Below are 27,000 nucleotides of genomic sequence, written 5' to 3'. Positions count from 1 at the left end.
ATGTCTAGTCAGTCATGTTTCTCCTTAAGCTGGACGGTCACAGAAGAAGAGGCAGCAAGTCTATTACGAGAATTTTTGGTGAAGCAGGAGATTTCAAAAGCGGCTTTAACAGATATTAAATTTAAGGGCGGTAGAATCGAGGTAAACGGGATAGAAGTGACGGTAAGAGAAAAGCTTAAAGCGGGCGATCAAGTTGTTGTCACGTTTCCGAAAGAAGAACCGAGTTCAGGCTTGTGTGCCGAATCACTGCCGCTCGATATAATCTATGAGGATGAGTATCTTTTAGTTGTGAAAAAACCAGCTGGCATGAATACGATTCCTTCAAGAGAACATCCATATGGAAGTCTAGCAAATGCTTTAGCAGGCTATTATAAAGAACAAAATATAGCGGCAACGATTCATATCGCAACGCGTCTGGACCGTGATACATCGGGTTTGGTTCTAATTGCTAAACATCGTCACATTCATCACTTGTTAAGTAAACAACAGAAGCAAGGGGATGTTAAACGACGTTATCAAGCTGTTGCGGAAGGGACACTTGCTCTTGATCAAGGCAGAATTGAGGAACCAATTGGTCGGAAAACAACGAGCATTATGGAACGGGAAGTGCGCGAAGATGGACAATATGCGTGTACGTTGTATCGTGTTTTAGAGCGATTGCCTAACTATACATTTGTAGAACTTCAGCTGCTCACTGGCCGAACGCATCAAATTCGTGTTCATATGGCGTATATCGGTCATCCGCTGGCAGGGGATGATTTATACGGCGGGACGCGGGATAAAATCTCTCGTCAAGCACTGCATTGCTATGCCTTAATGTTTACACATCCAGTAACAAGGCGTACGATGAGCTTCACGGAAGACCTTCCAGAAGATATGAAAACTTTAGTAGTAAAGAAATAAGTTCAACATAAAAACTCGCTTGTGCGAGTTTTTTATGTTGAATGGCGATTGATAGTCATGGGAAATTCCTATACTAACAGAGACTCTCAATCAAAGGATGTTCTGAATTTTTCCGGTACATAAGGCATGGTGGACGGTACGGAAAATAACTGAAACTCTGGATAGCGAAGGGCTGTTAATTTACCGCCAAAGACGCATCCTGTATCAATATTATACGTATGATTCACTTGACGGGCTTCTGGAACAGGTGTATGACCATAGATAATCCATGCGTCTCCTTTGTACTGCTTTGCCCAGTCCCGTCTAACAGGAGAGCCATCCGGATGCTTAGCTCCAGATATATCGCCGTAAAGAACAAAGGTTTTTACTTTATGATGAGTCTGCCCGATATAATCTTGGCGGATGCCAGCGTGGGCAATGACAAGTTTCCCTCCATCGGTTACTTGATAGAGGGGAGCGTGTTCATATAAATCCATAAACTTTTTGCGAATCTTTTTTTGTTCCCGAGTGGATAAAGCTTCATATTCTGCAACGGTCGTTTCTAAGCCGTGAGAAATGGTTACTTTATTTCCTAAGAAATATCGGTATAGTTTATTGCAATGATTTCCAGGAGCATATAAGGCTACCTGTTGAACGACGACTAACTGATGAATAACGTCAATTACTTTTAGCGAATCGGGGCCGCGGTCTGTTAAATCACCGACAAACCCTAGAATTCGACCATCCGGATGAATCGGTACACCGCTTTCCCAAGAATACCCTAATTCTTTCGTTAATTGTTGAAGTTCTGTAAAACAGCCATGAATGTCACCAATTATATCAATTTTCATAATTCACATCCTTTGTTTCATTTGTATAATGTATATGGTATTAGTATAGTGTTTTTTCATGAATATAAAACATAGATTGATTTTTACAGCATGAAAGGAGGGCAAAGCATGCTAGTGGAGTTAGAGGAGAAAGAAGCGACATTAATTAACGTAGGTTTATTAATAGAGGCTTTAAAAACGGAAAATCTCGATCAATTTCGAGCGGAGTTTACCGAGCTTCATCCATATGATCAAGCCCAGTTTTATACGCATATTTCTGAAGAGTTACGTGCAGTTTTATATCGCTATGTTGCACCGAAGGAAATGGCCGAGTTATTTGAGAATATTGAGATTGATGAAGAAGATTATGAAAAGTTTTTAGCCGAAATGGATCCTGTCTATGTAGCGGATATGCTCTCGCATATGTATGCGGATGATGCGGCTGATGTTCTGCATGAGCTTAATGAAGAACAAGCTAGTAATTATTTAACGATGATGGATGATGAAGCGGCTCAAGAGGTTCAAGAGCTGCTTGGTTATAAAGAGTATACAGCTGGCAGTTTGATGACACCAGAGTTTATCTCTGTTGAAGCGAATGATACCGTATCATTTGCGATGAAAACTTTAAAGCAGGAAGCTCCAAATGCAGAGACGATTTACTATGTATTTGTAACAGATACTAACAAGAAGTTACTAGGCGTACTATCTCTTCGTACCCTTATCGTTGCTCCTGATGATGCCGTAATTGAAGACTTAATGGATGATCGGGTTGTATCGGTTCTAGTAACAGAAGATCAGGAAGAAGTCGCTCATAAGATGCGAGATTATAATCTTCTTGCTGTTCCTGTTGTCGATGAAAAACACCATTTGCTCGGTATTATTACAGTCGATGATATTATTGATGTAATGGATGAAGAAGCATCGGATGATTATTCTAAATTAGCGGGTGTGAGCGATTTAGATAGTGTGGATAAAAGTCCGCTTTCTGCAGCAAAAAAAAGATTGCCATGGCTTATTATTTTGCTATTTCTCGGGATGATGACTGCAAGCTTAATCGGTCAGTTTGAAGAAACGCTCAGTCAAAAAGCGATTTTAGCCGTGTTTATTCCGTTAATTGGAGGGATGGCAGGAAATACAGGTACACAAGCCTTGGCTGTTGCGGTTCGCGGGATTGCGACAGGTGATTTAATACATGAAAACAAGTGGAAACTAGTTATGCGTGAAGCAGGAACAGGGCTGATTACAGGTGCTATTTGTGGTGTGGTTGTAACAGGCATTGTCTATGTGTGGCAACAAGATTTGCTGCTTGGAGCATTAGTAGGAGCTTCTATTTTTATTACATTAATTGTTGCGACACTGGCAGGTTCGCTCGTTCCTTTATTCATGCATAAAATGAAGATTGATCCAGCCGTAGCCTCAGGACCTTTTATTACGACAATTAACGATATTATTAGCATTTTAATTTACTTCGGACTAGCGACAACGTTTATGCATTATTTATTATAGCGATGAAAGAACGAAGCAGGCTTACCCCAGAAGAGAAGGTAGGTCTGTTTGTCATGTTGTCAGCAGATTGTTTAACAAAGCTAAAATATATAAAATAGTTTGTTTCTAGCGCGGCATTTGTTATACTGAGTTTAGTATCAGGTACTAATAACTTGTATTAGAATATAGGAGGTCATCAATCCATGACTTTTTCATTAAAAGGAAAAACATATATCGTAATGGGAGTTGCAAATAAGCGAAGCATTGCTTGGGGAGTGGCACGCTCTTTACACAATGCTGGTGCGCAATTGATTTTTACTTATGGCCAAGAGCGTACAGAAAAAAGCGTGCGAGAATTAGCAGCAACTCTCGAAGGAGCAGAGCCTTTAATTTTACAATGTGATGTTACACAGGATGAAAGCATTGCTCGTTGTTTCCAAACGATTAAAGAACAATATAGTGTGATTCACGGAATTGCTCACAGTGTGGCATTTGCGAATAGAGAAGAACTTGATGGAGAGTTTGTTGATACAAGCCGTGAAGGGTTCTTACTTGCTCATAATATTAGCTCTTATTCTTTAACAGCAGTGGCTAAGGCTGCTCAAGATATGATGACAGAAGGCGGAAGCATCGTTACGATGACCTACTTAGGCGGTGAGCGAGTGCTGCCGAATTATAATATCATGGGTGTTGCAAAAGCTTCTCTTGAAGCGAGCGTTCGTTATTTAGCTAGTTCTCTTGGTAAGCACAATATTCGCGTAAATGCGATTTCAGCTGGTCCAATTCGAACACTATCAGCAAAAGGAATTCGTGACTTCAATACAATTTTAAAGAAAATTGAAGAAGAAGCACCGCTAAGAAGAACGACAACGCCAGAAGAAGTAGGCGATACAGCGCTATTTTTATTTAGTGAATTATCACGTGGAATTACAGGAGAAAACATTCACGTTGATTCTGGTTATCATATTCTGGGGTAATAAAGATAGTAGTGAAAAGAAAAAAGGGCCAAATAGGTCCTTTTTTCTTTTCGCTTATGTAACATTCCTGTTCCTTCAGGAGTAAATGAAGGAGCTCATTTTCGATTAATCCACTGGCTCCCGGAAAATAAGTGCTGTTTTTCCCTTCATAAGCTAATTTCTCCCTTACGTTCAATCTTATTTCAATGCTAACTTAAACAATGTCCCTTATTTCATTAAAAGAGCTTTTAAAAAGAGCGGGAGATTCGGATCTCTGCTTTTATTTTTGATCTCCTCGATCTTGTTGCTGCCCAATTATTGGTCCCAATTCCATTTTACCGGAATTTTTCAATTGAACGTTTATGGAAAGCGATTTAATTGTATCTTCCTCTAAAGGAACAAGTCCGTTTTTCTGCACCTTTTTCCATGTTTTATTGTCATCCCGATAAAGGGTTTCAGAAAGCCTAAATATGTCAATCTTTTGTTTGCGTGTAAAATGATAGGTTCTATAGACTTCAGCACGCATTGCTTGGCTAATTTCTTTTTTCAATGCGTTTACTGTTTCTTGTTCTTTCACCATTTGAATATTCGCGTTAATTTTCAATTTTATATCAAAGCGTACCTTTCCAGCTTTGTCCACTACAGGTTTGATTTTTAATTTTTTATCATAAATAAGAACAGAGACGTCGGCGTTCCTCCTCTTAGACAGGTATAGACTATCACGAATAAATTCTTCATTAGTGAGTCTTGCTCCGTTCATAATCTCCTTAGGTAAGATGCTTATTAAGGTATTATCTGAGATGATGGCAGCCTTTTCAATGAGCAGCTCCTTTTTCGGTCCATCTTGAGCGGTCCACTTTTTTGAAATTTGAAGAAGAGGTAACTGCGCTTGATGAGGAGGTTCATCAAAATTAATAATAAGCTCTCTTAAGTCAATCGGTGGGATAAAGGAGCTTTGACGATAATTGTCATGCGGGTCACTTAACTTAGAAAATGCGAGTGAAATATTTTCAATCGGACTTACTAACATAATATCTTTAATCGAATCCTTTGTTGCAAAGAAATACATTCGATATCGGGTTTCACGATAACGATCGAGAAAATCGGCTATATGTTCAAGCATGCCTGCTTTTATAGCCTGTTCAGAGAAAACAACAAAGGAAAGATGACCTAAATACATTCGACGATCCGATGTGTGATATAAACTAAATATCGCTTCTTCAAATGTATGTCCTTCAGCTCTCCCAACATCTGCTTTACTCGTTGAACCGCCTGCACCACTTTCTGCTTTGGCAAGGCTGCCTAAATTGATGATTTGTACATAGACAATCACTTTTCCATCTTTATAATCCACCCCAAATCCATTGGCATAGACAAGCCGTTCCGGTTCATTCGCATCCCAACAGCCTGATAACAACAAACTACATACAATCAAAAGCAAACATAGTTTCTTTTTTTTCATTGTTGTCCATCATTCCTTTGTTTAGTTGCATCTTTTGAAAAAAAAGTTCGAGCCCTTGTTGTGTCAAGTTTACTAGGTATTCGAAGCAGCCCTTTGACAATCGTTTTAATATTTAAGTTCGCTGTTATGTCTAAAAATGGCGTCCCAAGAATACGGATATTTGCAATAAACGTGATATAAAAATGGAGCGCATAGAGAAATCCAAATAAACCGAAAAAAGCTGACAATAGAATACAGCCAAGTCGGAAAAGGCTGATGACTCCGATTAATGATTGATTAACTAGTGTAAAGGTGGCAATGGAAGATCCGGCAATGACGACAAGCATCGCCGGGCTTGTTAAGCCTGAACGAATGGCCGCATCCCCGATAATGAGTCCTCCTAGAACACTTAGCGTTGTCCCAATCGCTGAAGGCATTCTCATTCCGGCCTCCTTAAATAGTTCAAAGAGCAGAAGCATAATAACCGCTTCTAATGCGGTAGGCAATGGGAGCCCGCGCCTTGCTTCAACGACTGTTGCTAGTAAAATTAAAGGAAGCTGGTCTTGATGAAACGTTGTAAGGGCAACCCAAAAACCTGGTAATAAAGTAGCCATTAAAATCCCTGTTAGACGAATTAATCTTTCAAAAGAAGTAAACGCATTTGCATATTCTACATCTTCACTGGTTTTAAGAAGAAACAAGATGTTAATCGGTGTAATATTTGCATAAGCGACTCCATCAATAATGATTATGATTCGTCCTTTTAGTAAACATTGAACAGCAAAGTCAGGTCTTCCTGTGTAATGATGACGAGGCACGAAAGGAGAGGTTTTCTCAATCAACTCCATTAATTGATTGCCGGAATAAATTCCATCTACATCGATTGCCTTAATTTCTTTTATAAGCGAAGCTACCATATCCATATTCGCAATCTCATCCATATAGAGGACGGAAACTCTTGTTAAGGTCCGCTTCCCTACTTCAAAATTTTTGATATGTAATGAATTGGTACGTAATCTTTTTCTAATTAACGCAATATTAACCGATGCATCTTCAATAAAATTATCTCTAGGACCTTTAACGGTTACCTCTGTTGCCGTTTCTTCTGGGTTTCGTTGTGGACGCTTGGCGATATTTATGGAGTACAAAAACTGATACTCGTGAAAGAAAATCAGTAATTTACCGGAATAAATATCAGCAAACATCATTTCTTTATCTTTAACTTCCATGAGCTGTGGCAAGTAAAGAGATTCACAAATCATGTCTTTTGTTAAATCTTCCGTTGGATGTTTGTCGAAAAATAAGTTTAAACGTTCAAATACTAAAGCATTTAATAATGTGCTATCGACCATTCCCTCACAGCCAATTAAAGTGATTTTAATCGGCGCTGTAGGACGATAGGTGTTAGGATTTAAAAACACATCTTCTGTTTGTTCAAAGGTTTTTCGCAACTCTTCTTCTGTTATTGAAAAGTTGGATGAATTTGTTTTCTTTGTCTCTTTAGTTTTCTCTGTTTCTTTTTTCTTTATTTCTTTCAGTTTAAGTGGTTGTTTTTTCTTGATCTTGTACATAATTCATCCTCCTTTTTGTTCGATTTTTCATGAAGACGAACAAACCGATAAGAATGGATAAAGCGAAGAGGAAATAAAAGGTTAATGGCATAAAAACCCTTCCAATAAGATGACGAAGCACAATATCATTAGTTGGAATTAAATTAGCAGCGATGATGATCACTGAATAAATAATCATGACCCATTTCCTTTTTGTGGAATCTTTTAATGCTAGAACCTCTATTGCAAGAAATAAAAAGAACGTAATTCGAATGAAGGAACCGGTAATCCATTGATAGATGGATAAAAAGTCAACATGCTCAATAAATCTTCCAAGGGAGACAAGTCCCCATTCCTCAAAGGCAGGATATTTTTGCCGTGCCGCTTCTAATGGTCCAAACTCAATAATTGCGCCTATTAGTGGACCAAGGATTAACCAAGCAAGAATGAAAACATTAATCACAAATGTTTTATATGTTACTTTTCCATGGAGTTTATGTTGAAGAAATAGGAACGCAATTAATTCGATGAGACCAGATAATGGAAAAATCATCCCGTGTATAACGGGTTCAAACCCATGTTCCAGAACAGGTTTTAAAAGGGTGAAATCTTTGTGTTGAAGGTTTGCAAAGCCTACAAAGAAACCAAAGACGATGACAGCCATAAGAACAAGTGTATTCACCATGACGATTGTTTGTAAACTCGTTAAAGCGAGAAATAAACATAGAACAACGAGTGAAGTGATGAGAGCAAAACTAGGTGTAAAAGGGAGATAGGTAACAGCTGTCCATGCAACTAGTTCTTTCAAAGATATAGCAGCTAAGAAAATACAGAAAAGGCTAGTGAGTATAGATATTATCCTGCCAACTTTTTTATTGGTCTGTTCTCCAATCCACTCAAAAACGTTCTGTGGTGCGGTTGCTTTATAAATATATCTGAGTAGAAATCCCCAAATCAGGATACATAGGACAGAGAATACGACAGACATCCAAGCGTCTCTTTTACCTGCACTTACTAAATGGGGGATGACGGTCACATGATTTTTTAAACCAATAGCGGTCATAAATAAAAAGGAAACTTGGAGGATTGAAATGGTATCATATCTTTTCATTGCTAAAATACTCCCTTGTTCATCATTATTTTCTAGCCTATCCAAAGCGAGCATGATTATCCAATTTTGTCATGAAGGAAAGAAATGGAGCATACATTTGATACATAGTACAGAGAAATAAGAAATCTGTTTGCTTCTGACTTGATTTCACATCATCTGAGGAGGGGCATCATGGACGGTAATAAGGAAAGTTCTTCTGTTACCGATGGAGTGCAAACAGTGAATACGAAACAGCAGCGCTTTAGTAATGAAGAGATGATTGAGTTGTTACTACGACTATCCAAATATGCACGACAACCGGTATGTAAATTCACGATTGAAGGTCAAGTACTCGTTGGCAGGCTTGTTCATAAGCAGCAATCGATACTTTTTATTAAACACCGTTTTGGGAAAAAGGCCATACCATATAAGATGGAGGAGTTGCAGGCAATTGATATTCTACACTTATAGGGGTTGGTCATATGTTAAATAACGAGAAAGGTAATAATCAGGCGAAGCCGCGTATTTATGATGTGCGGCCAGAGAGTACAAAACAAGTATTTTCAACTCGAGACAGTCGTTTGCAGGAGCAAGAACAACGAGAAGAGAGTGAGCAAGAGCAGACGTTAGATAAAGAGGAAAAAATCGAAAAAATTAAACGTGAATTCGGTGTATATGAAGCGATGGCGGAAATAGAAAGGGAAATTCACACCGCTTCACAATGGATCGAACCTTATCGTGAACAAAAAAGACCCGAGCCACAGGTGATACAGGAAGAACAGCCTGTTGTAGAAGAAGTAGTAATTAAAAAGAAGAAGAGAAGACCAAAACAAAAACAAGAGTCGGTCGTTGAGACAATTACCCGGCTGGCTCATTCAAAGGAAGAACCAAGGCCGACATGCGTGGCTCATTTATTCGGTGAAGAAAGAGAGTTTGAAGTATTAGGGATACGCGGAGAAATGATCAAAATTAGAATCGGCCGCCGCGTGCGCATTATTAGGCTATCGGATCTGGAATCAGTCAAAGTCATAAAGAGGTGAATGGATGCTTTTGCATGAGATAGGGATTACAGTTCTTCTTATATTAGGGTTAGCAGCATTTCGATTGACACGATTAATCGTGTTTGACAAAATCACAGAGCCTATGCGGCGCCCTTTCTTTAATGAAGTGGAGGAAAAAGATGAAGGAGGGAACGTTACCGTTTATTTAGTTCCTAAAGATCGGGGAATTAGAGGCTGGATAGGTGAATTATTAGCTTGCTATTGGTGCACAGGTGTATGGATGAGCTTATTGCTATTTGGTTTGTATATGAGTAAGTGGCCGGCTGGGGAATTTATCATTTTAATTCTAGCCATAGCTGCTATTGCTTCGATTCTCGAAGTTCTCGTTACGAAATGGCTAGGTGATTGACGAGACCAACTTGTCTCCTTTTTCATAGTATGAGGGTATAGGTAAAGAAAAGGAGGGGTTTTTGTTGAACACAAATAGACCGGAAGTGTGGACCTATAGACCGGAAGTGTGGGCCTATGCAAAACCAGTAAAAAAAGCAGAACCGACAAAGATTAAGAAAGATTGCGGATGTAATAAAAATAAAAGACAAACGTACTAAATAATAATAAAAGGTTGTTCCAACAATAAATTTTGGAACAGCCTTTTTTATTTTTGGCTTTGTTAAACCCTATCGTTGATTATACAATTTTTGTCTCAAAGCAGTTCTTCTCATTTGCTCAATGCTTCTGCTAGACTGTTCTAATTACCGAATCCTACCATTCATAAAATGCGCTATAAACAAGAAAATAATAGATAGAATGATGATTTAGGAAGTGACAGGATGAAGAAGATAGTCATGGTTTGGATTGCTGTTTTATTAATGATAACGGGATGTGCCAATAAGGAGGGAGGAAAGAAGGACGATTTAGTCTTAATGGAGCGAACAAATCCAAAGCCGATGGACGTTATTTATGGGATGGACAACGACGACTATGGGAAAGAAAATCCTAATGAAGGACTAATTACGGATGTTAAGAAGACCGTAGCAAAGGATGAAGAAATCTATGATGTAATCGTTGTGAAAAAGGACAAAGACATTTTAGTAGCGTATAAAGTGAAGCATATGAAACGATTTCATATGAAAAAGATTGAAAAGAAAGTGAAAAAACAGTTAAACGATAAGTATCCAGATTTTCATTTTATTGTGTCTAGTGACTATAAAATCTTCTTAGAATTATTTCGTTTAAATGAAATGTTGAAAGCGAAAGATGTTCCTGAGAAAAAAGCGAAGCAAAAATATGAAGAAATTATTAAGTTGCATGAAGAATTAACATAAGTGTAAGAAGGAAGGCGTTACTGTGTCAAAAGATCAAACAGCTAAACAGGAAGCCTATCAAAAATTGCAAAGCAAGCATGAGCTGAAGCGACCTGTTTTTAAAAACTGTGTGAAGGCATTCCTAGTAGGTGGTATGTTTTGTCTAATTGGACAGGCGATTACGTATTTCTACATTTATTATTTTGATTTTACTGAGCAGACAGCTGGAAATCCTACTGTTGCAACGATGGTCTTCCTTTCTCTTTTATTAACAGGATTTGGTGTATATGATCATATCGGTCAATTTGGTGGTGCAGGCAGTGCTGTTCCGGTTACAGGGTTTGGAAATGCTGTTATATCAGCCGCAATTGAGCATCGTACCGAGGGCTTTGTATTAGGCGTTGGGGGGAATATGTTTAAGTTAGCCGGCTCCGTTATTTTATTTGGGGTTTTTTCAGCCTTTGTCGTTGCGCTTATTAAAACGATTTATCTAAAGATAGTTGGAGGGTAAACGATGCTAATTGGAAAGCAGTCATGGGCGTTTCAGAATAAACCCGTTATTCTTGAAACAGGCGTGACGGGGGGACCGTTTGAATCCAATGGTGCCCTTCCTGAAGATTTCGATCTTTTATATGATGATTTATGGATGGAGCAAGAGTCTTATGAGAAAGCACATCGGCTCTTAATGGAAAAGGCAGTTGAGATTGCTTTGCAAAAAGGAAACGTACAAAAAGAAGATATCCAATTCTTTCTTGCGGGTGATTTAACGAATCAAATTACGCCGACAAGTTTTGCAGCAAGAACGAATGCGATTCCATATTTCGGATTATATGGAGCTTGTTCAACGTCGATGGAAGGGCTGGCACTAGCATCATTTATTGTTAATTATGGAGGAGCCCATCATGTATTAACTGGTGCATCCAGTCATAATGCAGCGGCTGAAAGACAGTTTCGTTACCCGACTGAATATGGAGGGCAAAAGCCGCCGACAGCTCAATGGACGATTACAGGAGCGGGAGTTGCCCTTGTCACTCGTTCAGAGGGGCTTACCGGTCAGTTTCCCTATGCCGTATCAGCGACGATTGGAAAAGTCATCGATATGGGGTTGAAAGATCCCTTTAATATGGGGGGAGCAATGGCTCCAGCTGCTGTGGATACAATCTTGGCTCATTTTGAGGATACAGGCCTAACACCAGATGATTACGATTTAATTGTAACGGGAGATTTAGGGGAAATAGGAAGAGAGACAGCGTATGACTTATTGCAGCAAAGAGGATGTCAGATGGATAAGGAAAAGTTTCAAGATTGCGGATTGCTTATTTTTAAGCCTGATCAGCCTGTGTTAGCCGGTGGAAGCGGTGCTGGCTGCTCTGCCGTTGTTTTGTATGGTCATCTTTTAAATGAGATGAAAAAAGGCAAGTATCAGAAAATATTAGTTGTGGCCACGGGAGCGCTTTTATCGCCGCTGTCCGTTCAGCAAAAAGAGAGCATTCCGTGCATCGCGCATGCAGTCGCCATTGAATATGGAACAGTTTGTTAAACGAAAGGAGCTACATAGATGCTAGCAATGTTTTTTTGGGCGTTTGTCGTTGGTGGACTTATTTGCGTTATTGGGCAATTGCTTTTTGATGTAGCCAAGTTAACTCCTGCCCATACCTTAAGTTTGTTCGTTGTTATCGGGGCTATATTAGATGGAGTCGGTTTATATGAACCATTCATTGATTTTGCCGGAGCTGGTGCAACGATTCCGATTACCTCGTTCGGTAACTCCCTCGTACATGGAGCGCTGCAAGAGGCGGAGCAGCATGGGCTTATCGGCGTATTAACAGGTATGTTTGAAGTAACAAGTTCAGGAATCTCAGCGGCCATTGTTTTTGGTTTTATTGGCGCATTATTGTTTAGACCAAAAGGTTGAAGCGAAATAGGCCTGCTTCATTAGTGACTAAGCCTATACATACTTTTATTCTCCTCATATGTTATGAGTAAGCTACGCTAGAAGCGAGGTGAATGAATATGTTCGGTTACGGTTGGGGCGGTGCTGGATATGGATGCCAAGGTTATGGATATGGCGGCTTCAGCGGGGGCTCTACATTTGTTTTAATCGTTGTGTTGTTTATCCTTTTAATCATTGTTGGTGCATCATTTTGTTAACACCAAAGGGAATAGGTAGATAGCCTATTCCTTTTTGCGATTACCGATTTTCCGAATGAGAAAGCCCATTACGGTGTGAGTCACACCCCCTTTAGGGATGGGATGAGAGTGAGGTCGAACCGGCGTGTTGGATGACACGTCAAAGGTTCGATTTTTTATAGGATATACTCTTGTTTTAGGAACAAATGTTCTATTATGATAAGTGTAGGTCAAAGAAAAAGGAGGCAAATCAATCTGTTTGTGACTCATTCCTTTCAAATTCCCTATGATTCCAGCTTATATGAAGAGTTAAGAACGATGCAACGAGAAGCGGCCTCCGTTTGGAATGATATCGTTCGAGAATCCACTTCCTATTATTTCGCTTATAAAAAGTGGTTAAGTAAAACCGAGATTCAAGCCATTCGAAAACAAACCTACAATCTTCATTCGCAAACGGTTCAGGCCATCGCGGATAAATATGCGGCCAACCGTGAAACGATTCGTCAGTTACGAAAAACGGATCAAAAAGCCAAGTATCCGTGGCGAAGAAAATATTATTATTGTATCCCCTTAAAAAAAGCTTCTATGGACATTTCAACAAACACCATCACGATTAAAAAAGTAGACTATGGATTCTCCCTCTCTGACCTTTTAACGAAGAAGAAAAAGAAAAACTGGAACGAAAAGGTTCCGAAGCACCATTGCTCGGTTGTCATTCCTAATCGATCAGAAGAACACTTAGACGCATGTAACTATGCGGAAATTGTCTGGCGGAACGGAGCGTATTGGTTTTGTTATGCGGTTCAAGTTCCTGAACAAGATCTGTCTGCGTATGAGAAGAAGGTGGCAGGTGGAGATTTAGGAGAAATTCATGCGGTCACGGTGGCCACCGAAGATCGAGCGCTTGTCTTGTCAGGACGTGCGATGCGCAGTATCTCTCAATTCCGTACCAAAGCTTTAGCGGACTTAAGCAAGAAAATGTCCCGTTGTAAAAAAGGATCTCGTCGATGGAAAAAGTACCAATACGCCAGAAATCGCCTACGCCAAACAAGCAACAACCAACTCGAAGCCCTGGAACATAAAACGACGAAAGAGATTGTCGCCTTTTTGGAAGTAGAAAAAGTAACACACTTGGTGATTGGAAACGTGTCAGGCATCGAAAAGGGGACCAAGAAGAACGAACAAAAGAAACGAAAACAGAACAAAGTGAGAAGACAACAACTGTCCCTGTGGAATCAAGGGAAAATCAAACAAAACTCACCTATAAAGCGAAAATTAGAGGCATAGTCGTAACAGAAACCGAGGAAAGCTATACGTCTCAAGACTGTCCGTTTTGCGGAGGAAGACATCGGGCAAAGGGAAGAACGTTTAGTTGTTCTGTTCACAAAACAGAAATCCATCGTGATGTAAATGGTGCTCAAAATATTGCGCGTAAACACCATCACATGGCCGTCCAACCACTTGTTTCCGTGGTGTTCAAACAGCCTGTTTGGTATCAACGGTTTTTGTCTAAAAAACAAGGAGATTCCTCTCTTAAGGACAAACCTCCAACAGGAAAAAGTATCGCCGGTCGAACGGCGTAGTCGGCACAGACCTTGCCCTCTTGAAAGACTGTTTTTCTCTCAAGTGTTGCTCACCCAAGTCTCGCCTCTGCCTCTTCTTATGGAAGGTGGTAAGTGGGATGTTTGTGAGAAAGAACCCCATGGCTTAAGCCATGGGAGTGGTCAGATAAGAAGTTCAAGCACCTTTTTTTCTGAATGTCATAGGATAGGTACAGAAAAGGAGGTCTTAAAGAATGGATCAAAATCTCTTTAAGAACATTGAAAGCAAAACGGGTGTGAACATGAAGGATATCTTTGAATTAGCCAGCTCTCTTCAAGGTGCAAATTTCAAGGATGAAGCCACGGTACGAAATGTCATTAAACGTGTTTCTAAAATAGCGAATAAACCGGTTAGTCAAGACATGGAAGACAAAATTGTTCAATCTATTATCGCAGACGGAAAACAACTGGATTTCAGCACGATTTCGCAAATGATTAATAAAAAATAAGAAAAGCGGAAGGCGCCCGTTTATCGGCGGAAAAATATATAGCAAATTTTATAGTTCGTCCACAAAAACGGGGCTATCCTAAAAGTCATGAAAAATGACTTTCAGGATAGCCCCTCCGTTCAGTTGAATAATCGCTTTCGTTAGATAATGCCTTTTTAGCGGTCTTTAAAGAGTGTTGAAGGACAAAATGGAGGAATCCAGCCAGGAAAAAGTCCTTCATCCGGGAATTAAAGGATAAAATCGGGGAAACAAGCAAAGGAAGGGGCTGTCCCAAGTCAGGATAACAGACTTAGGACAGCCCCGTTTCACGAGTTAAATTTTTAAAAAGCGCGAAGGATAGGCTGTTTTACCGCGCCGAGTTTGGGGAACGGAGATGGATAACTGTTGTTTCGCCCGAGTTGCAGCAACATATAGCAACCTTCGTTCTTCCTCTAATGGAGCAAGCTCTCCTTTGCGATAGGCTTCAAGGGAGAAGTCATGCGGTAAGCTGCCGTCCACAGCGGCTAATAAATACACGGATTCATATTCGAGCCCTTTCGCACGATGAATGGTCGTTAATTGAATCGCATCGATGTCTTGCTTCGACCATTGCTTTACTTCTTGAATCATCGCTGTCATATGGTCGACATGTTCTAGTAACGCTTCCACCGTATCGAAGCGTTTAGCGGCAACGCGTAAATCCCGAATATCATCAGAGCCCTTCTCAATGCCCGCTTCATTCCCGCGCTTCTTGATAAAATCTTGATAGCCTAAGTCCTTTTCGATGATTTCTAACGCAGCAAGCGGAGATAAGTTCTTTAAACTGCGAATTTGAGCTGGAATCTTTTTTAATTTGCGTTCTTGAAAAGCATGTTTTGTTTTGACAAAGCCAAAAGCATCAATATAATCGCAGTCTTGAAGAATGGTTTGAGCTTTTAATTCCTGCAGCACACTTTGCTTTAAAAAGAGCGCAGACAGTACATCGCCTGCTGCTTTTGTATCATCTGGATTTACACTTAAACGTAAAAACGCTAAAATTCCGCGAATCACTCGCCGTTGATAAAAGGATTCTGCGTCTTTTTCAATGATAAAGGGGATATTTGAAGCAGCGAGCCGTTCAAAAATAGCACGTGACATCGAATGCGTGCGATACAGAATGGCGAAGTCGCTAGGCCTTGCTCCTTTTGCGAGCTTTTCTTGGATATCCGTTAAAATCATCGTCGCTTCTGCTTCTTCATCATATGGATAAAATAAAATGGGAGCTGCACCGTTATTATGCTGGGCATGCATTGTTTTACTAAGGCGCTTCTGGTTACGACTAATAATTCGATTCGCAGTCGAAACAATTTCGTGCGAAGAGCGGTAGTTTTCGGTTAATTTAATCGTTTTTGTTCCCGGGAAATCGTGGGCGAAGTTTAAAATATATTGCGGATCACTTCCACGGAATGAATAAATCGCTTGATCATCATCGCCGACGACAAAAACATTTTTTTCCAAAATGGAAAGGATTTTAATTAATTCATATTGAATTTTATTAATATCTTGAAATTCATCAATAAGAAAATAGCGAAATCGTTGTTGATATTTCAAAAGTAAGTCAGGATGATTTTGAAGGAATTGATAGCAGCCGACAAGCATATCATCGAAATCATAGTATCCGTTTTGCGCTTTATATTCCTCATATTTTTGATATAAAAATAAGCAAGATTTCTCCCAATCATCTTCAGCTCTCACATCACGAGGGAAAACGAGTGAGTTTTTCCATAAGCCAATTTGACCGAGCGCTTGGTCATAGGCAAACTCTTTCTCATCTAACTCAAGTTCTCGACCTGCTTGCTTCAAAATCTTTTCCTTCTCCCAGTCCCATTTAAGCAGTAAATCTCGTCGCCATTTTTGAGGTTCATGAAACAGTAGAATTTTATAAAAAATACTATGAAAGGTGCCGCTCACGATTTGGGAGACGAGGGAAGGACTCATGTTTGGATAGGTAAGTAAACGCTGTTGCATTTCTTTCGCTGACTTTGCTGTAAACGTAACGAGCATAATCGATCTTGGGTTAATTTGCTGCTCCATTAGCATATAAGCTGTACGCACTGTTAAAACGCGGGTTTTCCCACTGCCGGCACCAGATAAGACGAGAACGGGTCCATCCACAGTTGTAGCGGCCAGCAATTGTTCCTGATCGAGCTGTATACCTATTGTTTGTAAAGCATTCAAGTACGTACTAGTAATGGTTGATGGCACGGAAGTCGTTTCCACAAACGCGGGATTTTTTGAAATCGGCCGAGCTTTTAGAAAAGGAGCAGGCTCCACTTTTTCTTCTGTAATTGTTCTTGATGTTGGAAGCTTAAAACCATTCAGCTCCATACTACTTTCCGTTTTGGGAACACTTTTGGCCTCAACTACCGCTCCTGGACAGGGATTTGTTGTTCGTTGGTGATAAAAATAAGGCGGTTCATGGATACCTAAGTAAAGTTTCACTTGTTCAAGGCAGGCTGGACAAATAAGTTCATTACGCTTTCCTTGATCAAATAAGGTTTGCAGCTGACTTGCTGAAATATATTGTAGGTTAATGAGTTCATCTCCTGATTTTGCTAGCTTCATTCTATATAAACCTCAAATCTTTTAAAAATATCCGTATATCTCATCATAGCAAAACATACTAGAAACAAAAAGACTAGATAAATTCAAAAGGATGTTCTGACATCAGCGCATTTCATCTAGCAGGAGCCAAAAATCAACATTCTTATATCGGTGAATATATTAAAAATAATGAAAGGAAGAGGTGGAGGGAAATGGGATATATTGCACCTGTCACACCCTATGATTATATTCAATATGCGAATCGTACTTTTGGAGCCGTTCGAAGAGATAAGGTGGTGAATCGTACTATTGCCGCTCCGCCGATAAAGCCTTATGTACGCGAAGAAATAGAGGGAGTGCAATTTATGAAGCACCAATGGAATCGTCAGCAACATGACCGTCGTCAAAAGTACGAAAATTCTCTGTATGTAAATAGAGTCCATCCAAAAATGATTGAGAATACGAAAGCGAGAATTACTGGTAAAGGGCTGTATATTAATGAATTAATTTAGAAGCAAGGAAAAAGGACACATGATGTGTCCTTTTTTGTGGAGCAGCTTATAGAATGTCTAGTTCTACGATAAGAGCTAGCAATAATTGAAGAAGCAGTTGAATGTTTAGAGCAACTTGAGCGTCTGTTGTTGTGATATCGATGTCACGGCTATTTTCAACGATTGTTTTTTGGCGAGTGATTTGTCTTGTGCGAGAAGATTGGATTAAGTCTTGTGTGATGCGGTTTGCGTCGCTGCTGTCAGCAATAGAGATGCTTACGACAACAGCAATTGCAGCTTGTAGAGCAGCTTGAAGGGAAAGAGCAGCCTTTACATCTGTTGAAGTTACGTTTACATCGCAAGAATCTTTAATATAGATAAGCTCTTCAGAAACTTGAACTTGAGAATTTAGTTGTGCCGCTTCTTGTTCAATCACATTGTCATCATTATGGCAATCAAGTGGATGACGTGTATCACGATCTAATGCAGACCATCTTCTGTCGTCAGAATGATCATTATGATCTTGACAGCTGCTGCGAAATACATTTTGGTTCATATAGTTTTTCCTCCTTAGGTTTTATTCCTTACTAAAATATGCGGTACTAGTCAATCTGGTTGGACGAAAGCCACGATTTATTTAGCTATTTTTTATCCTTTATTTCATATGTGTTTGTTACTGGGTTTACATCATTTTCAGTGACGCTCTTTTGACTGTTGATAAGAAGGTCAGCCTGTTTTTGTAAACTTTGGATGGTTGCTTTTAAATTTTCTTTTTCTCTTTCCGATAAATTCTGGCTACCACGCTTTACTCCATATTTGTTTAATGTTCTAGAAACGAGAAGCTCCATCAATCTCTTTTGTGATTCATCCAAATTGAAGTCATCATTCATTGGATCTTTCCCTCCTTACTTATGGTTCTTAAGTAGACTATGTACATTGGCGGAGATTGGTTTCAGACAGATGTGGATTTTTTAGAGGGATTTTGTTAAATAACGTTATGAATGGTTAGCAGAGCTGAGAGGTGTGTGCTAACACTTTTGTAAGGCAAAGAAAAAACCCGCTGAATCATCAGCGGGTGAGAACATTATAAATCTTTTATCATCGTTTTATGAGGAATATTTTGATCCATATATTCTTCAGAAATCGTATGATAACCGAGCTTTTCATAAAAGGGAATCGCGTGAACTTGGGACGATAGCTTGATTTGCGATACATGACGCTCGGCGGCATCCTGTTCAATCGCTTTCATAATAAGAGCTCCTGAACCTTTGCCGCGGCCATTCGCAAGCACACAAATACGTTCCGCTTTCGCTATTCCATCGACGACACGATAGCGGCCAGCCCCAATTGGTTGTTCTTGCCCATTGTATAGTACGAAATGAACGGCATCTTCCTCGAATTGATCGATTTCAGCTTCTGCCGGTACATGTTGTTCGTCAACGAATACCGTTCTTCTGACATAGTAGGCATCGTTACGTTCTTCGGGTGTTTTTGCAATTTTTACAAACACTAACTTATTCAGCTCCTAATCGGAAAGTTTCGTATACGGTCCAAACACCGTCCTCTAATTGATATAGCAGGTGAATACGATCTACTTTTTCTTGGTGGTCTACATTTAAATTAGTTAGCTGTCCCATGACATCTAAATGTTCATCATTGGATAATTCTTGAGCAATCGTAACATGCGGACTGAATGCATACTCCACATCTGTTTTATGAGTGCCTTCACCATGAAGCGCTTGATAGAGCGTATCTAGTTCTGGTGCAGCCTCTACTTTTAGATAAATCGTATTGTTAGCTGGTTGAAACGATTTTGCTTTTGTTACGTTAATTAAAAATGGCTGCACTTTACTTGCAGCTTGTCGTACACGACCTACAATCGTTGTCAGCTCTTCCTCAGTCGCCTCAAATGAGCTTTTGAGTGTAATATGCGGAGGAATAAAGGAATATTTCGTATCGTAACGTTTACGGTAGGAGTTTGCGATATCCTGTAATTTTTTCGAAGGGAAAATAACAACACCATATTTCATAGATCGTAACCTCCAATATATTATTTTTAAGACTGATGATGAATGGTAAAAAGGCGTTTGGATTTATTTTACATGAATCATTAAAACATTTCCAATAATGCTCTTTTTAAATCTGCTTGCCAATACTTCCAAGTGTGTGTGCCTTTAAATTCTTCATAAAAATAAGGAAAGCCTTTTTTATTCAATAATTGATGCAGCTCTCGATTCGGTTCAATAAAATTCGCACGCTTTCCATCTGTCGTTGGCACATCGGTTTCTTCTGTCCCAATTACATGATACAGCTCTAACAGATGAGGCTCTTCGAAATTTTGTACAGCTTTCATAACCGTTTCGTCGACAAGGGGCGACTGCATAATGACTTTGCCAAACGTATGTGGATACTTCAATGCCGTTAATAAAGAAACCGTTCCCCCAAGTGAATCACCGATAAGCGCGCGACCGTATCCCATTTGATAAGTAGGAAACTCTGCATCTAAAAATGGAACAAGTTCATGTGCTAAGAAGCGAACATATGCCTCATGCTGCTCTCCATCTGGATGATATTTACGTCTGCGGTCAAAGCGATCTTGATAAGGGATTCCGACAATAATAATCTGTTCAATCTCATCATTGGATAAAAGCTCATCGGCTACGCGTCCAATTTTCCCCATTTGAAAATAATCGCGTCCGTCCTGTGCGATAACGAGCGTATACTTATATAATGGAGAGAAATTGAAAGGCAAGTAGACGAGCAGTTCGATTTCTTCCGATAATGCCTCGCTTTTGAATCTATATTCTTTAATCGTTCCTCGCTGTGTACTCATATGCCAGCACTCCTATAATGAAAAATAATCGACCAACGTACGAGGCTATTTTAGCATAAAAGAGCTTGTCATTTCTCGTTAAATGATTAAGAACCATGCTCAGAAAAAGTAAAGCAGTTCTTCATATAGTGATATAATGGAAGGGCATAACTCAAGTTGGGAGCGGAATAACATGACAGCAAAACGCGTACATAGTAGAGAAGTAACGAAAGCAGCAAGAGAGGCGTTACTAGAACGAGGGGTAAGCATTGAGGCGATTGCTGAAATTGTCTACGAAATGCAGATACCATATAACCATGATTTAACATTAGCAGATTGTATAGATAGCGTGGAACGCGTGCTTTTAAAAAGAGAAATGCAGCATGCCATTCTCGTTGGCATTGAGCTGGATCGACTGGCAGAACAAAAGAAATTATCGGAGCCGCTGCAATCGATTATTGAATCGGATGAAGGGTTATTCGGAGTGGATGAAACACTTGCCTTTGGAGCAGCCCTTTCGTACGGGAGTATTGCCGTGACAACATTCGGCCATTTAGACAAAAAGAAATTAGGCCTTATTAAAGAGCTCGATACGAAAGCGGAAGGTAAGGTTCATACGTTCTTAGATGATTTAATCGGGAGCATTGCTGCTAACGCTGCCTCTAGACTCGCTCACCGCATTAGAGATGAGGAAGATGGCATATTGAAAGGTGAGAGAGCGGTTCGTGCAGAAGCGGAATTAGTAAGGTAGAAGGAGGAGGCTGTTTGAAAGTTCTACTTTTAGGCAGCTTCTTCTTAAATAGTGACGAATAATTATGCTAAACCTTAAGCAAATAGGTAGAGTTCATTTAGTTGACTTTTGATTAATTGTTTATATAATAGAAGATAGATAGTATACATACGATCTGTTAGCTCAGTTGGGAGAGCATCACCTTGACAGGGTGGGGGTCGGGGGTTCAAGTCCCTCACAGGTCATCATTTAAACAAGGCTCAAATCCTTATGTATCAAGGGTTTGGGCTTTTTCTTTATTTGCTGGCATATCCATTTTATCCCTGAATTTTTATGCATTGCACAAATACTGCACAGAAGCTGCACGAGGCTGTCACTTTGTCTTACAGTCATAAGGATTCCATTATTTGTTTTTATGTGCTTTTTTGTCCGTTATGTCCAGAAGCGATCATCAAACCGATTGGCTGTTTTCTTCTGCATTTCTTCATTTGTGTGTGAGTAGATATCAAGCGTAATTCCGACTCTAGCATGTCCTAACCGTTCACTAACGACTTTTGGATTTTCACCCATTCGCATTAAAATCGTCGCATGAGTATGTCTCAAATTGTGAAACGGAATGTCAGGAACGTTTGCTTTCTTCGTAAGAGCTTTAAACTTACGAATAAGATTTCGTGGTTCGAGGTAGCCGCCAGCTTTTGATGAAATGACTAAACCTAGTTTATTGGGTGCTTGTTTCTCTCTATATCTAACCAAAGCCTCTTGTACGCTAGCTGATAAATACACGTCACGCCGTGAATGAGAAGTTTTTACTTCTTTTACGAATAAACCTTTTGCTTTTATACGGGCTAAGGATTCTTCTACGTGTATAACTCCTTTGTCTAAGTCGACGTTTTTCCATCTTAAAGCGAGAATTTCTCCTCGCCTCATGCCTGTAAAGATGGCTAATAGGAAAGGTATAAGCTCATTTTCTTGCTCACAAACTTCTAGAAAAGCCCTCGCTTCTCCCAATGTCCATATTTGTTTAGGCGTTTTATGGATAGAGGGAGGGGAAGCATCTTTAGCTGGATTATTCTTGATTAATCCCCACTTCACAGCCTTCTGCAACGCTTTAGATAAAAGATTGTGTATTTTCTTTACAGTCGCATTAGCCAGTCCGTCATGTAATTTTTGAGCGTACAATTGATCAATATCATACGTTGTAATTTTCGCCAAAGGGATAGATTGAAAGTAAGGGATTAAATGAACACGTACAATCGTTTCTCCGACTTCAAAAGAAGGATGTTGTACTTCATGCCTATGAGTATCGTAAAGCCAGCTTTGAATATAATCCTTAAATAAAGTCTTTGAAGGCTCGCTATATTCTCCATTCATAATCTCTGCTTTTAGCCTATTCATTTCCGCTATAGCTTCGCGCTTCGTCTTAAAACCACTACGATATACTTGTTTTCGTTTGCCGGTTCGATCATCAATTCCAGCGTCGATTCGAAATGACCATACTTTACCTGTTTTTTTAACTGACATTAAGAAACCTCCATGTTGAGATGGAGGTAGGGTGTGGTAAATAGTATGGGTATGTAACATTATTTTCATGCATAATGTAGCGTAGTTGATAATCACAAGTATCTATCTATTCGTTACTATTTACTGTGATGTTTACTTGTAAATTCAATTTCTATTCCGTCCTTAGTTTTTACTATTTTAAAACTATAGCCTTGATAAATTGTATAAACTAATAATACTCCACCTACAGAAATTGCAGCGATAATAGTGCCTGTCCCTACAGCAGAAGCTGCTGCCGTTGTAGCAAATGCAGTTATGCCGAAAGAAGTGCCAGCTGTAAATGGTGCAGCTGCAGCTCCAACGCCAACAGCTCCAGCTAATGCAACTGCGGCTTTTTTACTTAATTTACTGATTTTTTGTGCTTTATATAATTTTTCAGCAAGGTCTCCTACTACAGTAAATTCCTTTACTTTATTTTCTTTAGCTTGTTTTAATTGTTCCTTCGTCTTAACTATTAACATTTTATCACCTTTGTATTTAGGATTAATTTCATAGGTAAATGATACCATAATTTTAGGCTTTTAATTTAAAAAGAGCAGTATATTATTCTTTAATACTTAAATAGATAATAATTATTTATCAAATGTTTGAAGGCGATTTGATTTTATGGAAAGAGTTAATAATTTCAACGTTAGTTATAGGAATTAGTTTATTAGCACTTATTCCATTAATGTTTAAAATCGGTGGAAAAATATCGCCTTTTACATATATCGATTAAATATTAAGGAGCTTTGAATGATTAGAAAGAGAGGATAAAAGAATATGCCTATAATTACTGTTAAGTTGGCCAAAGGTAGAACATGTGAGCAAAAACAACAATTTGTTGAAGTAATTACAAAAGAAGCAGTAAATAGTTTAAATGTAAAACAAGAATGGTTAACAGTAATATTTGATGAATATGAACGAGAAAATTGGGCTTCTAATGGACAACTACATTCACTAAAATTTGGTGACGGTTTCGGCAAAAAAGGAATAGAATAAGGATTTCATATTAAAGCAACGGATGCTTTTCCTTTAATAACGATCTTCCGCAATCGGGCGCGATTGTTCAATTAGAGCAATGGCCTCTTATGCGAACGGGCAGGATTGTTGAATAAGGTTGAAGGTTTTGATGGTAAAATACAAGGAAGATATTGGTTGTTCGTTTGGGGGAGTAATAAGTGGTTTTCGGTTCCTTAGTTTTTTCTATAATTCTTTGGATTGTTGGTCTATTTATTCTGTATATAGTAATTTCGGCAGCAGTCAAAGATGGTATTAACAAGTCTGTGGTTGGTCAATTTATCGAAAAGAAGTATGGGGTTAAAGGTGATAAAAAATCATTTCTTGATAGTGATTTGGATAATGACACATAAAACGCTTATTAAGCTAAAGGGCGCATTTCTGTAGCAAGAAATGTGCTCTTCTTAATGAATCGGGCCATTTTATTGAGTAAAAGATTGAAATAAAAAATTACATGGTAAAATAGTCAAAAAAGGCTGTGTTATATATTATGAAAGTTTCTTTAATCGTTGCGATGGATATGAATAGAGTAATTGGCAAAGAGAATGACATCCCTTGGAGAATTCCAAAGGATTGGGAGTATGTTAAAGACACTACAAAGGGACGTCCAATTATATTAGGTAGAAAGAACTTTGAGTCAATCGGAAGAGCTTTACCTGACAGAAGGAATATTATTCTGACTAGAGATAAGGATTTTAACTTTGATGGTTGTGAAATTGTCCATTCAATCGAAGATGTTTTTGAGTTATGTAAAGATGAAGAAGAGATTTTCATTTTCGGGGGAGAACAGATTTATAATATGTTCTTACCTTATGTAGAAAAAATGCACATTACAAAAATTTATCATGAATTCGAAGGAGATACATTTTTTCCTGAAGTTAATTTTAATGAGTGGAAAGAAGTATCTGTTGAAAAAGGGGTCAAGAATGACAAAAACCCTTATAACTACTACTTTTATGTTTATGAAAGAAAAACTTTATTCAACTAAAGGGCGCATTTCTGTAGCAAGAAATGTGCTCTTCTTAATGAATCGGGCCATTTAATGGAGATGTACTTAAACAAAAGAGGCATTTAGGGGGCGCCAATGAGAAAAACTAAAATACTTCCTTGGACAGAAGATTGGATAAAACAATACTATAAAGAAGAAAAAATACTTAAAAATATTTTTAAAGATGAGATACTTGGAATTTACCATATAGGGAGTACTTCTATACCATCAATAGGTTTTGCAAAACCTATTGTAGATATATTGATAGTTGTAAAAGATATTGAAAAAGTTGATTTATATAACGAAAATATGTTGTCACTAGGGTATGACCCAAGAGGAGAAAATGGAATTTCAGGTAGAAGGTATTTCCCAAAGGGTAAGGAAAAAAGAACTCATCACGTACATATCTATCAAGAGGGAAATGAAAACATAAGGATACATTTAGATTTCAAGGATTACTTAATTAAATTTCCAGAGGACGCAAAAAGTTATGGAGAGTTAAAAATAAAATTGGCTAGGCAGTTCCCAAATGATATTCATAAGTATCAAGATTATAAACAGGATTTTGTTAATGAATTAGTGAAAAAAGCAATGAACTGGAGTTCTCTAAGACAAAGAACTTAAGATTTTCAACAAACGGGCGCGCATGGGGAGGTATAGAAAGTGCTTGGATTACCAAAAGGTGAGGTATTTTTAGTTCCTTGGACAACTGAATGGGAAACGGAATTTATATTAGAGAAAAAGAGGATACAAGATGTAATTGGTATTTATATAGTAGATGTTCATCATATTGGAAGTACAGCAGTAAAGAATTTAAGTGCAAAGCCCATTATAGATATTGCTATTGAGGTGAAGGATTTTCAGGATGGGGAAAAATGTGTAAAGTCTCTAGAAGAACTAGGGTACTCTTACAAAGGGACAAATGTATTACCAGATAGACATTACTTTAACAAAGGTGAGCCAAGAACACATCAAATACATATGTATCAAAGTGGAAGTAGATATTTACTTGAGCAGTTAAGGTTTAGAGATTATTTGAGAGAAAATGAAACGGTAAGAAATCAATATGAAAAACTTAAACAGGATCTATCATCAGTAAGCCAAGGTAATAAACATAAATATGCTGAAGATAAAACTGATTTCGTTAAGTCTATCTTAAATCGAATGATCAAATAATATCAGTTTGTTATTCAACTATAGGGCGCTATTTTTTGAATAAAACTTAGATTTTCAAACGACTTTATTGTTATATTTTTTAGTATAGTGAAGTATCTTACATCAAAAATTAAACAACTATATTTTTAACCCCGTCCTAAATTTAGAACGGGGTTATGCTGGTTTGAGCTTTTAAAAGTAAATAACTTTATTGTCATTTTATAAGTAACGGAGAGTTTAGTTTAATATGAGTTTTTCTTCATCTGGAATAAGTATCATTTTTTGAAGATAACTTAGATATAGGATGCTTAAACAAAGTATTACATTTTTATCACTTATCTTAAATAGAGTAGTGGAGGTTGACATGACAATTGAGAAGCTCCAGAACGGTGGTTATATTATCTATTTCAGGCATGGTGAAGCAACAGTAGGAAAAGATGAGCCAACTGTGATATTTGAAAATTGTGAGACCCAGAGGAATTTAAGTGAGACTGGTAAACAACAAGCAATCTTGATTGGAAAAGTTTTTAGAGAGAAAGGAATACCAATCGAACCCTTTGTAATTTCCAGTCCTTTTTGTAGAGCTCTTGACACTGCAAAATTAGCTTTTAGCAATAACCCTATCCGTATTGAACGTTCATTGGCTAAAATTGTTGATTTAAGTGAAGTACCAACACTTACTGATGCTGAGAGAAAAGTAATAATAGATGATTTTATACGATTGTTAGAGCGTCCACCCTCTTCAGGACAAAATAAGGTAATAATTGGTCATAGTTTCCCAAAAGAATTAGAGCTTGGTAATATAGATTATATGACTGGTATTGTAATTAAACCCAAAGGTCGGGGAAATGGATATGAAGTTGTTTTTGTCAATATTGATTTGAGCCAGAGCGATCACTTCAAAAGCGAGCCACTTCATTCTGAGTTATTTCCATATTTAGGGGAGGATTAGGAGTTTAGGGTATCTGGCCCGAGGGGCCAGAT

At 38.6% G+C, this 27,000-nt stretch carries 35 protein-coding genes, 1 tRNA gene and 1 pseudogene; 25 read left to right on the top strand and 12 right to left on the bottom strand.

Features of this window, described 5'->3' with window-relative positions:
* Positions 1–903, top strand: coding sequence for an RluA family pseudouridine synthase (locus ACE199_RS07625; protein ID WP_375349220.1), 903 nt, complete (start codon positions 1–3; stop codon positions 901–903).
* Positions 904–989: 86 nt separating this feature from the next.
* Here ACE199_RS07625 and prpE read toward each other — a convergent pair whose 3' ends face one another.
* Positions 990–1,733, bottom strand: a complete 744-nt coding sequence (gene prpE, locus ACE199_RS07620) for a bis(5'-nucleosyl)-tetraphosphatase PrpE (protein ID WP_375349219.1) — start codon at positions 1,731–1,733, stop codon at positions 990–992.
* Positions 1,734–1,841: 108 nt separating this feature from the next.
* Between prpE and mgtE the strand changes: the two genes are divergently transcribed.
* Both mgtE and fabI read left to right on the top strand, forming a co-directional pair.
* Entirely contained in the window at positions 1,842–3,218 is a 1,377-nt protein-coding gene (mgtE, locus tag ACE199_RS07615) for a magnesium transporter (protein WP_375349218.1), read from the top strand.
* 182 nt (positions 3,219–3,400) lie between these two features.
* Entirely contained in the window at positions 3,401–4,174 is a 774-nt protein-coding gene (gene fabI, locus ACE199_RS07610) for an enoyl-ACP reductase FabI (RefSeq protein WP_252293563.1), read from the top strand.
* Positions 4,175–4,433: 259 nt separating this feature from the next.
* Here the strand turns inward: fabI and ACE199_RS07605 are convergent, their stop codons facing one another.
* From ACE199_RS07605 to ACE199_RS07595, 3 genes are read right to left on the bottom strand one after another with little or no spacing between them, the layout of a single operon-like run.
* Positions 4,434–5,615 carry a Ger(x)C family spore germination protein gene (locus ACE199_RS07605; protein WP_375349217.1) on the bottom strand — a complete coding sequence of 394 codons (1,182 nt, stop codon included), beginning with the start codon at positions 5,613–5,615 and terminating at the stop codon, positions 4,434–4,436.
* On the bottom strand, positions 5,612–7,165 hold the full coding sequence (locus ACE199_RS07600; RefSeq protein ID WP_375349216.1) for a spore germination protein: 1,554 nt from the start codon (positions 7,163–7,165) through the stop codon (positions 5,612–5,614). Before ACE199_RS07600 ends, ACE199_RS07605 begins: the two co-directional genes overlap by 4 nt.
* Positions 7,134–8,255, bottom strand: a complete 1,122-nt coding sequence (locus ACE199_RS07595) for a GerAB/ArcD/ProY family transporter (protein WP_375349215.1) — start codon at positions 8,253–8,255, stop codon at positions 7,134–7,136. The genes ACE199_RS07600 and ACE199_RS07595 overlap by 32 nt, the downstream gene beginning before the upstream one ends.
* A 171-nt stretch (positions 8,256–8,426) precedes the next feature.
* Between ACE199_RS07595 and ACE199_RS07590 the strand changes: the two genes are divergently transcribed.
* The 12 genes from ACE199_RS07590 (at position 8,427) to spoVIF (ending at position 14,719) form a co-directional block, all read left to right on the top strand.
* Entirely contained in the window at positions 8,427–8,705 is a 279-nt protein-coding gene (locus tag ACE199_RS07590; RefSeq protein WP_375349214.1) for a hypothetical protein, read from the top strand.
* An 11-nt stretch (positions 8,706–8,716) separates the two neighbouring features.
* Positions 8,717–9,274, top strand: a complete 558-nt coding sequence (locus tag ACE199_RS07585) for a hypothetical protein (RefSeq protein ID WP_375349213.1) — start codon at positions 8,717–8,719, stop codon at positions 9,272–9,274.
* A 4-nt stretch (positions 9,275–9,278) separates the two neighbouring features.
* Positions 9,279–9,644: a DUF1360 domain-containing protein gene (locus ACE199_RS07580; RefSeq protein WP_375349212.1), complete on the top strand. Its 366-nt coding sequence runs from the start codon at positions 9,279–9,281 to the stop codon at positions 9,642–9,644.
* A 64-nt stretch (positions 9,645–9,708) separates the two neighbouring features.
* Entirely contained in the window at positions 9,709–9,843 is a 135-nt protein-coding gene (locus ACE199_RS07575) for a hypothetical protein (protein ID WP_375349211.1), read from the top strand.
* A 222-nt stretch (positions 9,844–10,065) separates the two neighbouring features.
* Positions 10,066–10,560 (top strand): YhcN/YlaJ family sporulation lipoprotein, encoded by a 495-nt coding sequence (locus ACE199_RS07570; RefSeq protein WP_375349210.1) that lies wholly within the window; start codon positions 10,066–10,068, stop codon positions 10,558–10,560.
* A gap of 22 nt (positions 10,561–10,582) precedes the next feature.
* Complete coding sequence (gene spoVAC / locus ACE199_RS07565) at positions 10,583–11,050, top strand: stage V sporulation protein AC (protein ID WP_375349209.1); 468 nt, start codon at positions 10,583–10,585, stop codon at positions 11,048–11,050.
* A 3-nt stretch (positions 11,051–11,053) separates the two neighbouring features.
* Positions 11,054–12,079, top strand: a complete 1,026-nt coding sequence (spoVAD, locus tag ACE199_RS07560) for a stage V sporulation protein AD (protein ID WP_375349208.1) — start codon at positions 11,054–11,056, stop codon at positions 12,077–12,079.
* A gap of 18 nt (positions 12,080–12,097) precedes the next feature.
* Complete coding sequence (spoVAE, locus tag ACE199_RS07555) at positions 12,098–12,454, top strand: stage V sporulation protein AE (protein ID WP_127759415.1); 357 nt, start codon at positions 12,098–12,100, stop codon at positions 12,452–12,454.
* 98 nt (positions 12,455–12,552) lie between these two features.
* Positions 12,553–12,690, top strand: a complete 138-nt coding sequence (locus ACE199_RS07550; RefSeq protein WP_375349423.1) for a YjcZ family sporulation protein — start codon at positions 12,553–12,555, stop codon at positions 12,688–12,690.
* A 195-nt stretch (positions 12,691–12,885) separates the two neighbouring features.
* Positions 12,886–13,956: a transposase gene (locus tag ACE199_RS07545; RefSeq protein WP_375349207.1), complete on the top strand. Its 1,071-nt coding sequence runs from the start codon at positions 12,886–12,888 to the stop codon at positions 13,954–13,956.
* Positions 13,899–14,252 carry a zinc ribbon domain-containing protein gene (locus ACE199_RS07540; RefSeq protein ID WP_375349206.1) on the top strand — a complete coding sequence of 118 codons (354 nt, stop codon included), beginning with the start codon at positions 13,899–13,901 and terminating at the stop codon, positions 14,250–14,252. The genes ACE199_RS07545 and ACE199_RS07540 overlap by 58 nt, the downstream gene beginning before the upstream one ends.
* A gap of 212 nt (positions 14,253–14,464) precedes the next feature.
* Positions 14,465–14,719 (top strand): sporulation-specific transcription regulator SpoVIF, encoded by a 255-nt coding sequence (gene spoVIF, locus ACE199_RS07535; RefSeq protein WP_375349205.1) that lies wholly within the window; start codon positions 14,465–14,467, stop codon positions 14,717–14,719.
* A 312-nt stretch (positions 14,720–15,031) separates the two neighbouring features.
* On the opposite strand, the gene ACE199_RS07530 is transcribed toward spoVIF, so the two are convergent.
* Positions 15,032–17,302, bottom strand: a complete 2,271-nt coding sequence (locus ACE199_RS07530; RefSeq protein ID WP_375349204.1) for a UvrD-helicase domain-containing protein — start codon at positions 17,300–17,302, stop codon at positions 15,032–15,034.
* A 191-nt stretch (positions 17,303–17,493) separates the two neighbouring features.
* On the opposite strand from ACE199_RS07530, the gene ACE199_RS07525 reads away from it, so the two are divergent.
* The gene (locus tag ACE199_RS07525) at positions 17,494–17,793 is read left to right on the top strand and encodes a hypothetical protein (protein ID WP_375349202.1); all 300 of its coding nucleotides are present in this window, start codon (positions 17,494–17,496) and stop codon (positions 17,791–17,793) included.
* Between the two features lie 46 nt (positions 17,794–17,839).
* On the opposite strand, the gene ACE199_RS07520 is transcribed toward ACE199_RS07525, so the two are convergent.
* The 5 genes from ACE199_RS07520 to ACE199_RS07500 form a co-directional block, all read right to left on the bottom strand.
* Positions 17,840–18,328 carry a spore coat protein gene (locus tag ACE199_RS07520; protein WP_375349201.1) on the bottom strand — a complete coding sequence of 163 codons (489 nt, stop codon included), beginning with the start codon at positions 18,326–18,328 and terminating at the stop codon, positions 17,840–17,842.
* An 85-nt stretch (positions 18,329–18,413) separates the two neighbouring features.
* Entirely contained in the window at positions 18,414–18,662 is a 249-nt protein-coding gene (locus ACE199_RS07515) for a hypothetical protein (protein WP_375349200.1), read from the bottom strand.
* Between the two features lie 194 nt (positions 18,663–18,856).
* Positions 18,857–19,282, bottom strand: a complete 426-nt coding sequence (locus tag ACE199_RS07510; protein WP_375349199.1) for a GNAT family N-acetyltransferase — start codon at positions 19,280–19,282, stop codon at positions 18,857–18,859.
* A gap of 4 nt (positions 19,283–19,286) precedes the next feature.
* Entirely contained in the window at positions 19,287–19,802 is a 516-nt protein-coding gene (locus ACE199_RS07505; protein ID WP_375349198.1) for a 2'-5' RNA ligase family protein, read from the bottom strand.
* 80 nt (positions 19,803–19,882) lie between these two features.
* Positions 19,883–20,605: an alpha/beta hydrolase gene (locus tag ACE199_RS07500; protein WP_375349197.1), complete on the bottom strand. Its 723-nt coding sequence runs from the start codon at positions 20,603–20,605 to the stop codon at positions 19,883–19,885.
* A 172-nt stretch (positions 20,606–20,777) separates the two neighbouring features.
* On the opposite strand from ACE199_RS07500, the gene ACE199_RS07495 reads away from it, so the two are divergent.
* Together ACE199_RS07495 and ACE199_RS07490 are read left to right on the top strand one after the other, a co-directional pair.
* A complete protein-coding gene (locus ACE199_RS07495) occupies positions 20,778–21,335 on the top strand; it encodes a phosphatidylglycerophosphatase A family protein (protein WP_375349196.1) in 558 nt (185 codons plus the stop codon).
* A gap of 151 nt (positions 21,336–21,486) precedes the next feature.
* A tRNA-Val gene (locus tag ACE199_RS07490) sits at positions 21,487–21,559 on the top strand.
* A 187-nt stretch (positions 21,560–21,746) separates the two neighbouring features.
* Here the strand turns inward: ACE199_RS07490 and ACE199_RS07485 are convergent.
* Both ACE199_RS07485 and ACE199_RS07480 read right to left on the bottom strand, forming a co-directional pair.
* Positions 21,747–22,835, bottom strand: coding sequence for a site-specific integrase (locus tag ACE199_RS07485; protein WP_375349195.1), 1,089 nt, complete (start codon positions 22,833–22,835; stop codon positions 21,747–21,749).
* A gap of 116 nt (positions 22,836–22,951) precedes the next feature.
* Entirely contained in the window at positions 22,952–23,383 is a 432-nt protein-coding gene (locus ACE199_RS07480; RefSeq protein ID WP_375349194.1) for a hypothetical protein, read from the bottom strand.
* A 59-nt stretch (positions 23,384–23,442) separates the two neighbouring features.
* Here ACE199_RS07480 and ACE199_RS07475 point away from each other — a divergent pair.
* From ACE199_RS07475 to ACE199_RS07445, 7 genes and pseudogenes are all read left to right on the top strand, one after another.
* Positions 23,443–23,592, top strand: a pseudogene (locus ACE199_RS07475) (HXXEE domain-containing protein); the annotation flags it as partial.
* Positions 23,593–23,636: 44 nt separating this feature from the next.
* Positions 23,637–23,855 carry a tautomerase family protein gene (locus ACE199_RS07470; protein WP_375349193.1) on the top strand — a complete coding sequence of 73 codons (219 nt, stop codon included), beginning with the start codon at positions 23,637–23,639 and terminating at the stop codon, positions 23,853–23,855.
* A gap of 179 nt (positions 23,856–24,034) precedes the next feature.
* On the top strand, positions 24,035–24,226 hold the full coding sequence (locus ACE199_RS07465; protein ID WP_375349192.1) for a hypothetical protein: 192 nt from the start codon (positions 24,035–24,037) through the stop codon (positions 24,224–24,226).
* Positions 24,227–24,363: 137 nt separating this feature from the next.
* The gene (gene dfr, locus ACE199_RS07460) at positions 24,364–24,861 is read left to right on the top strand and encodes a DfrD/DfrG/DfrK family trimethoprim-resistant dihydrofolate reductase (RefSeq protein ID WP_375349191.1); all 498 of its coding nucleotides are present in this window, start codon (positions 24,364–24,366) and stop codon (positions 24,859–24,861) included.
* Positions 24,862–24,957: 96 nt separating this feature from the next.
* Positions 24,958–25,485, top strand: a complete 528-nt coding sequence (locus ACE199_RS07455; protein ID WP_375349190.1) for a GrpB family protein — start codon at positions 24,958–24,960, stop codon at positions 25,483–25,485.
* Between the two features lie 39 nt (positions 25,486–25,524).
* Positions 25,525–26,037, top strand: a complete 513-nt coding sequence (locus tag ACE199_RS07450; RefSeq protein ID WP_375349189.1) for a GrpB family protein — start codon at positions 25,525–25,527, stop codon at positions 26,035–26,037.
* Positions 26,038–26,380: 343 nt separating this feature from the next.
* Positions 26,381–26,968, top strand: a complete 588-nt coding sequence (locus tag ACE199_RS07445; protein ID WP_375349188.1) for a histidine phosphatase family protein — start codon at positions 26,381–26,383, stop codon at positions 26,966–26,968.
* Positions 26,969–27,000 lie beyond the last annotated feature (32 nt).

Source organism: Peribacillus sp. Hz7 (genome assembly GCF_042136355.1).
GTDB lineage: Bacteria > Bacillota > Bacilli > Bacillales > DSM-1321 > Peribacillus > Peribacillus asahii_A.
Note: the sequence above shows the minus strand (reverse complement) of the source record. Positions and strands in the feature narration are given on the sequence as shown.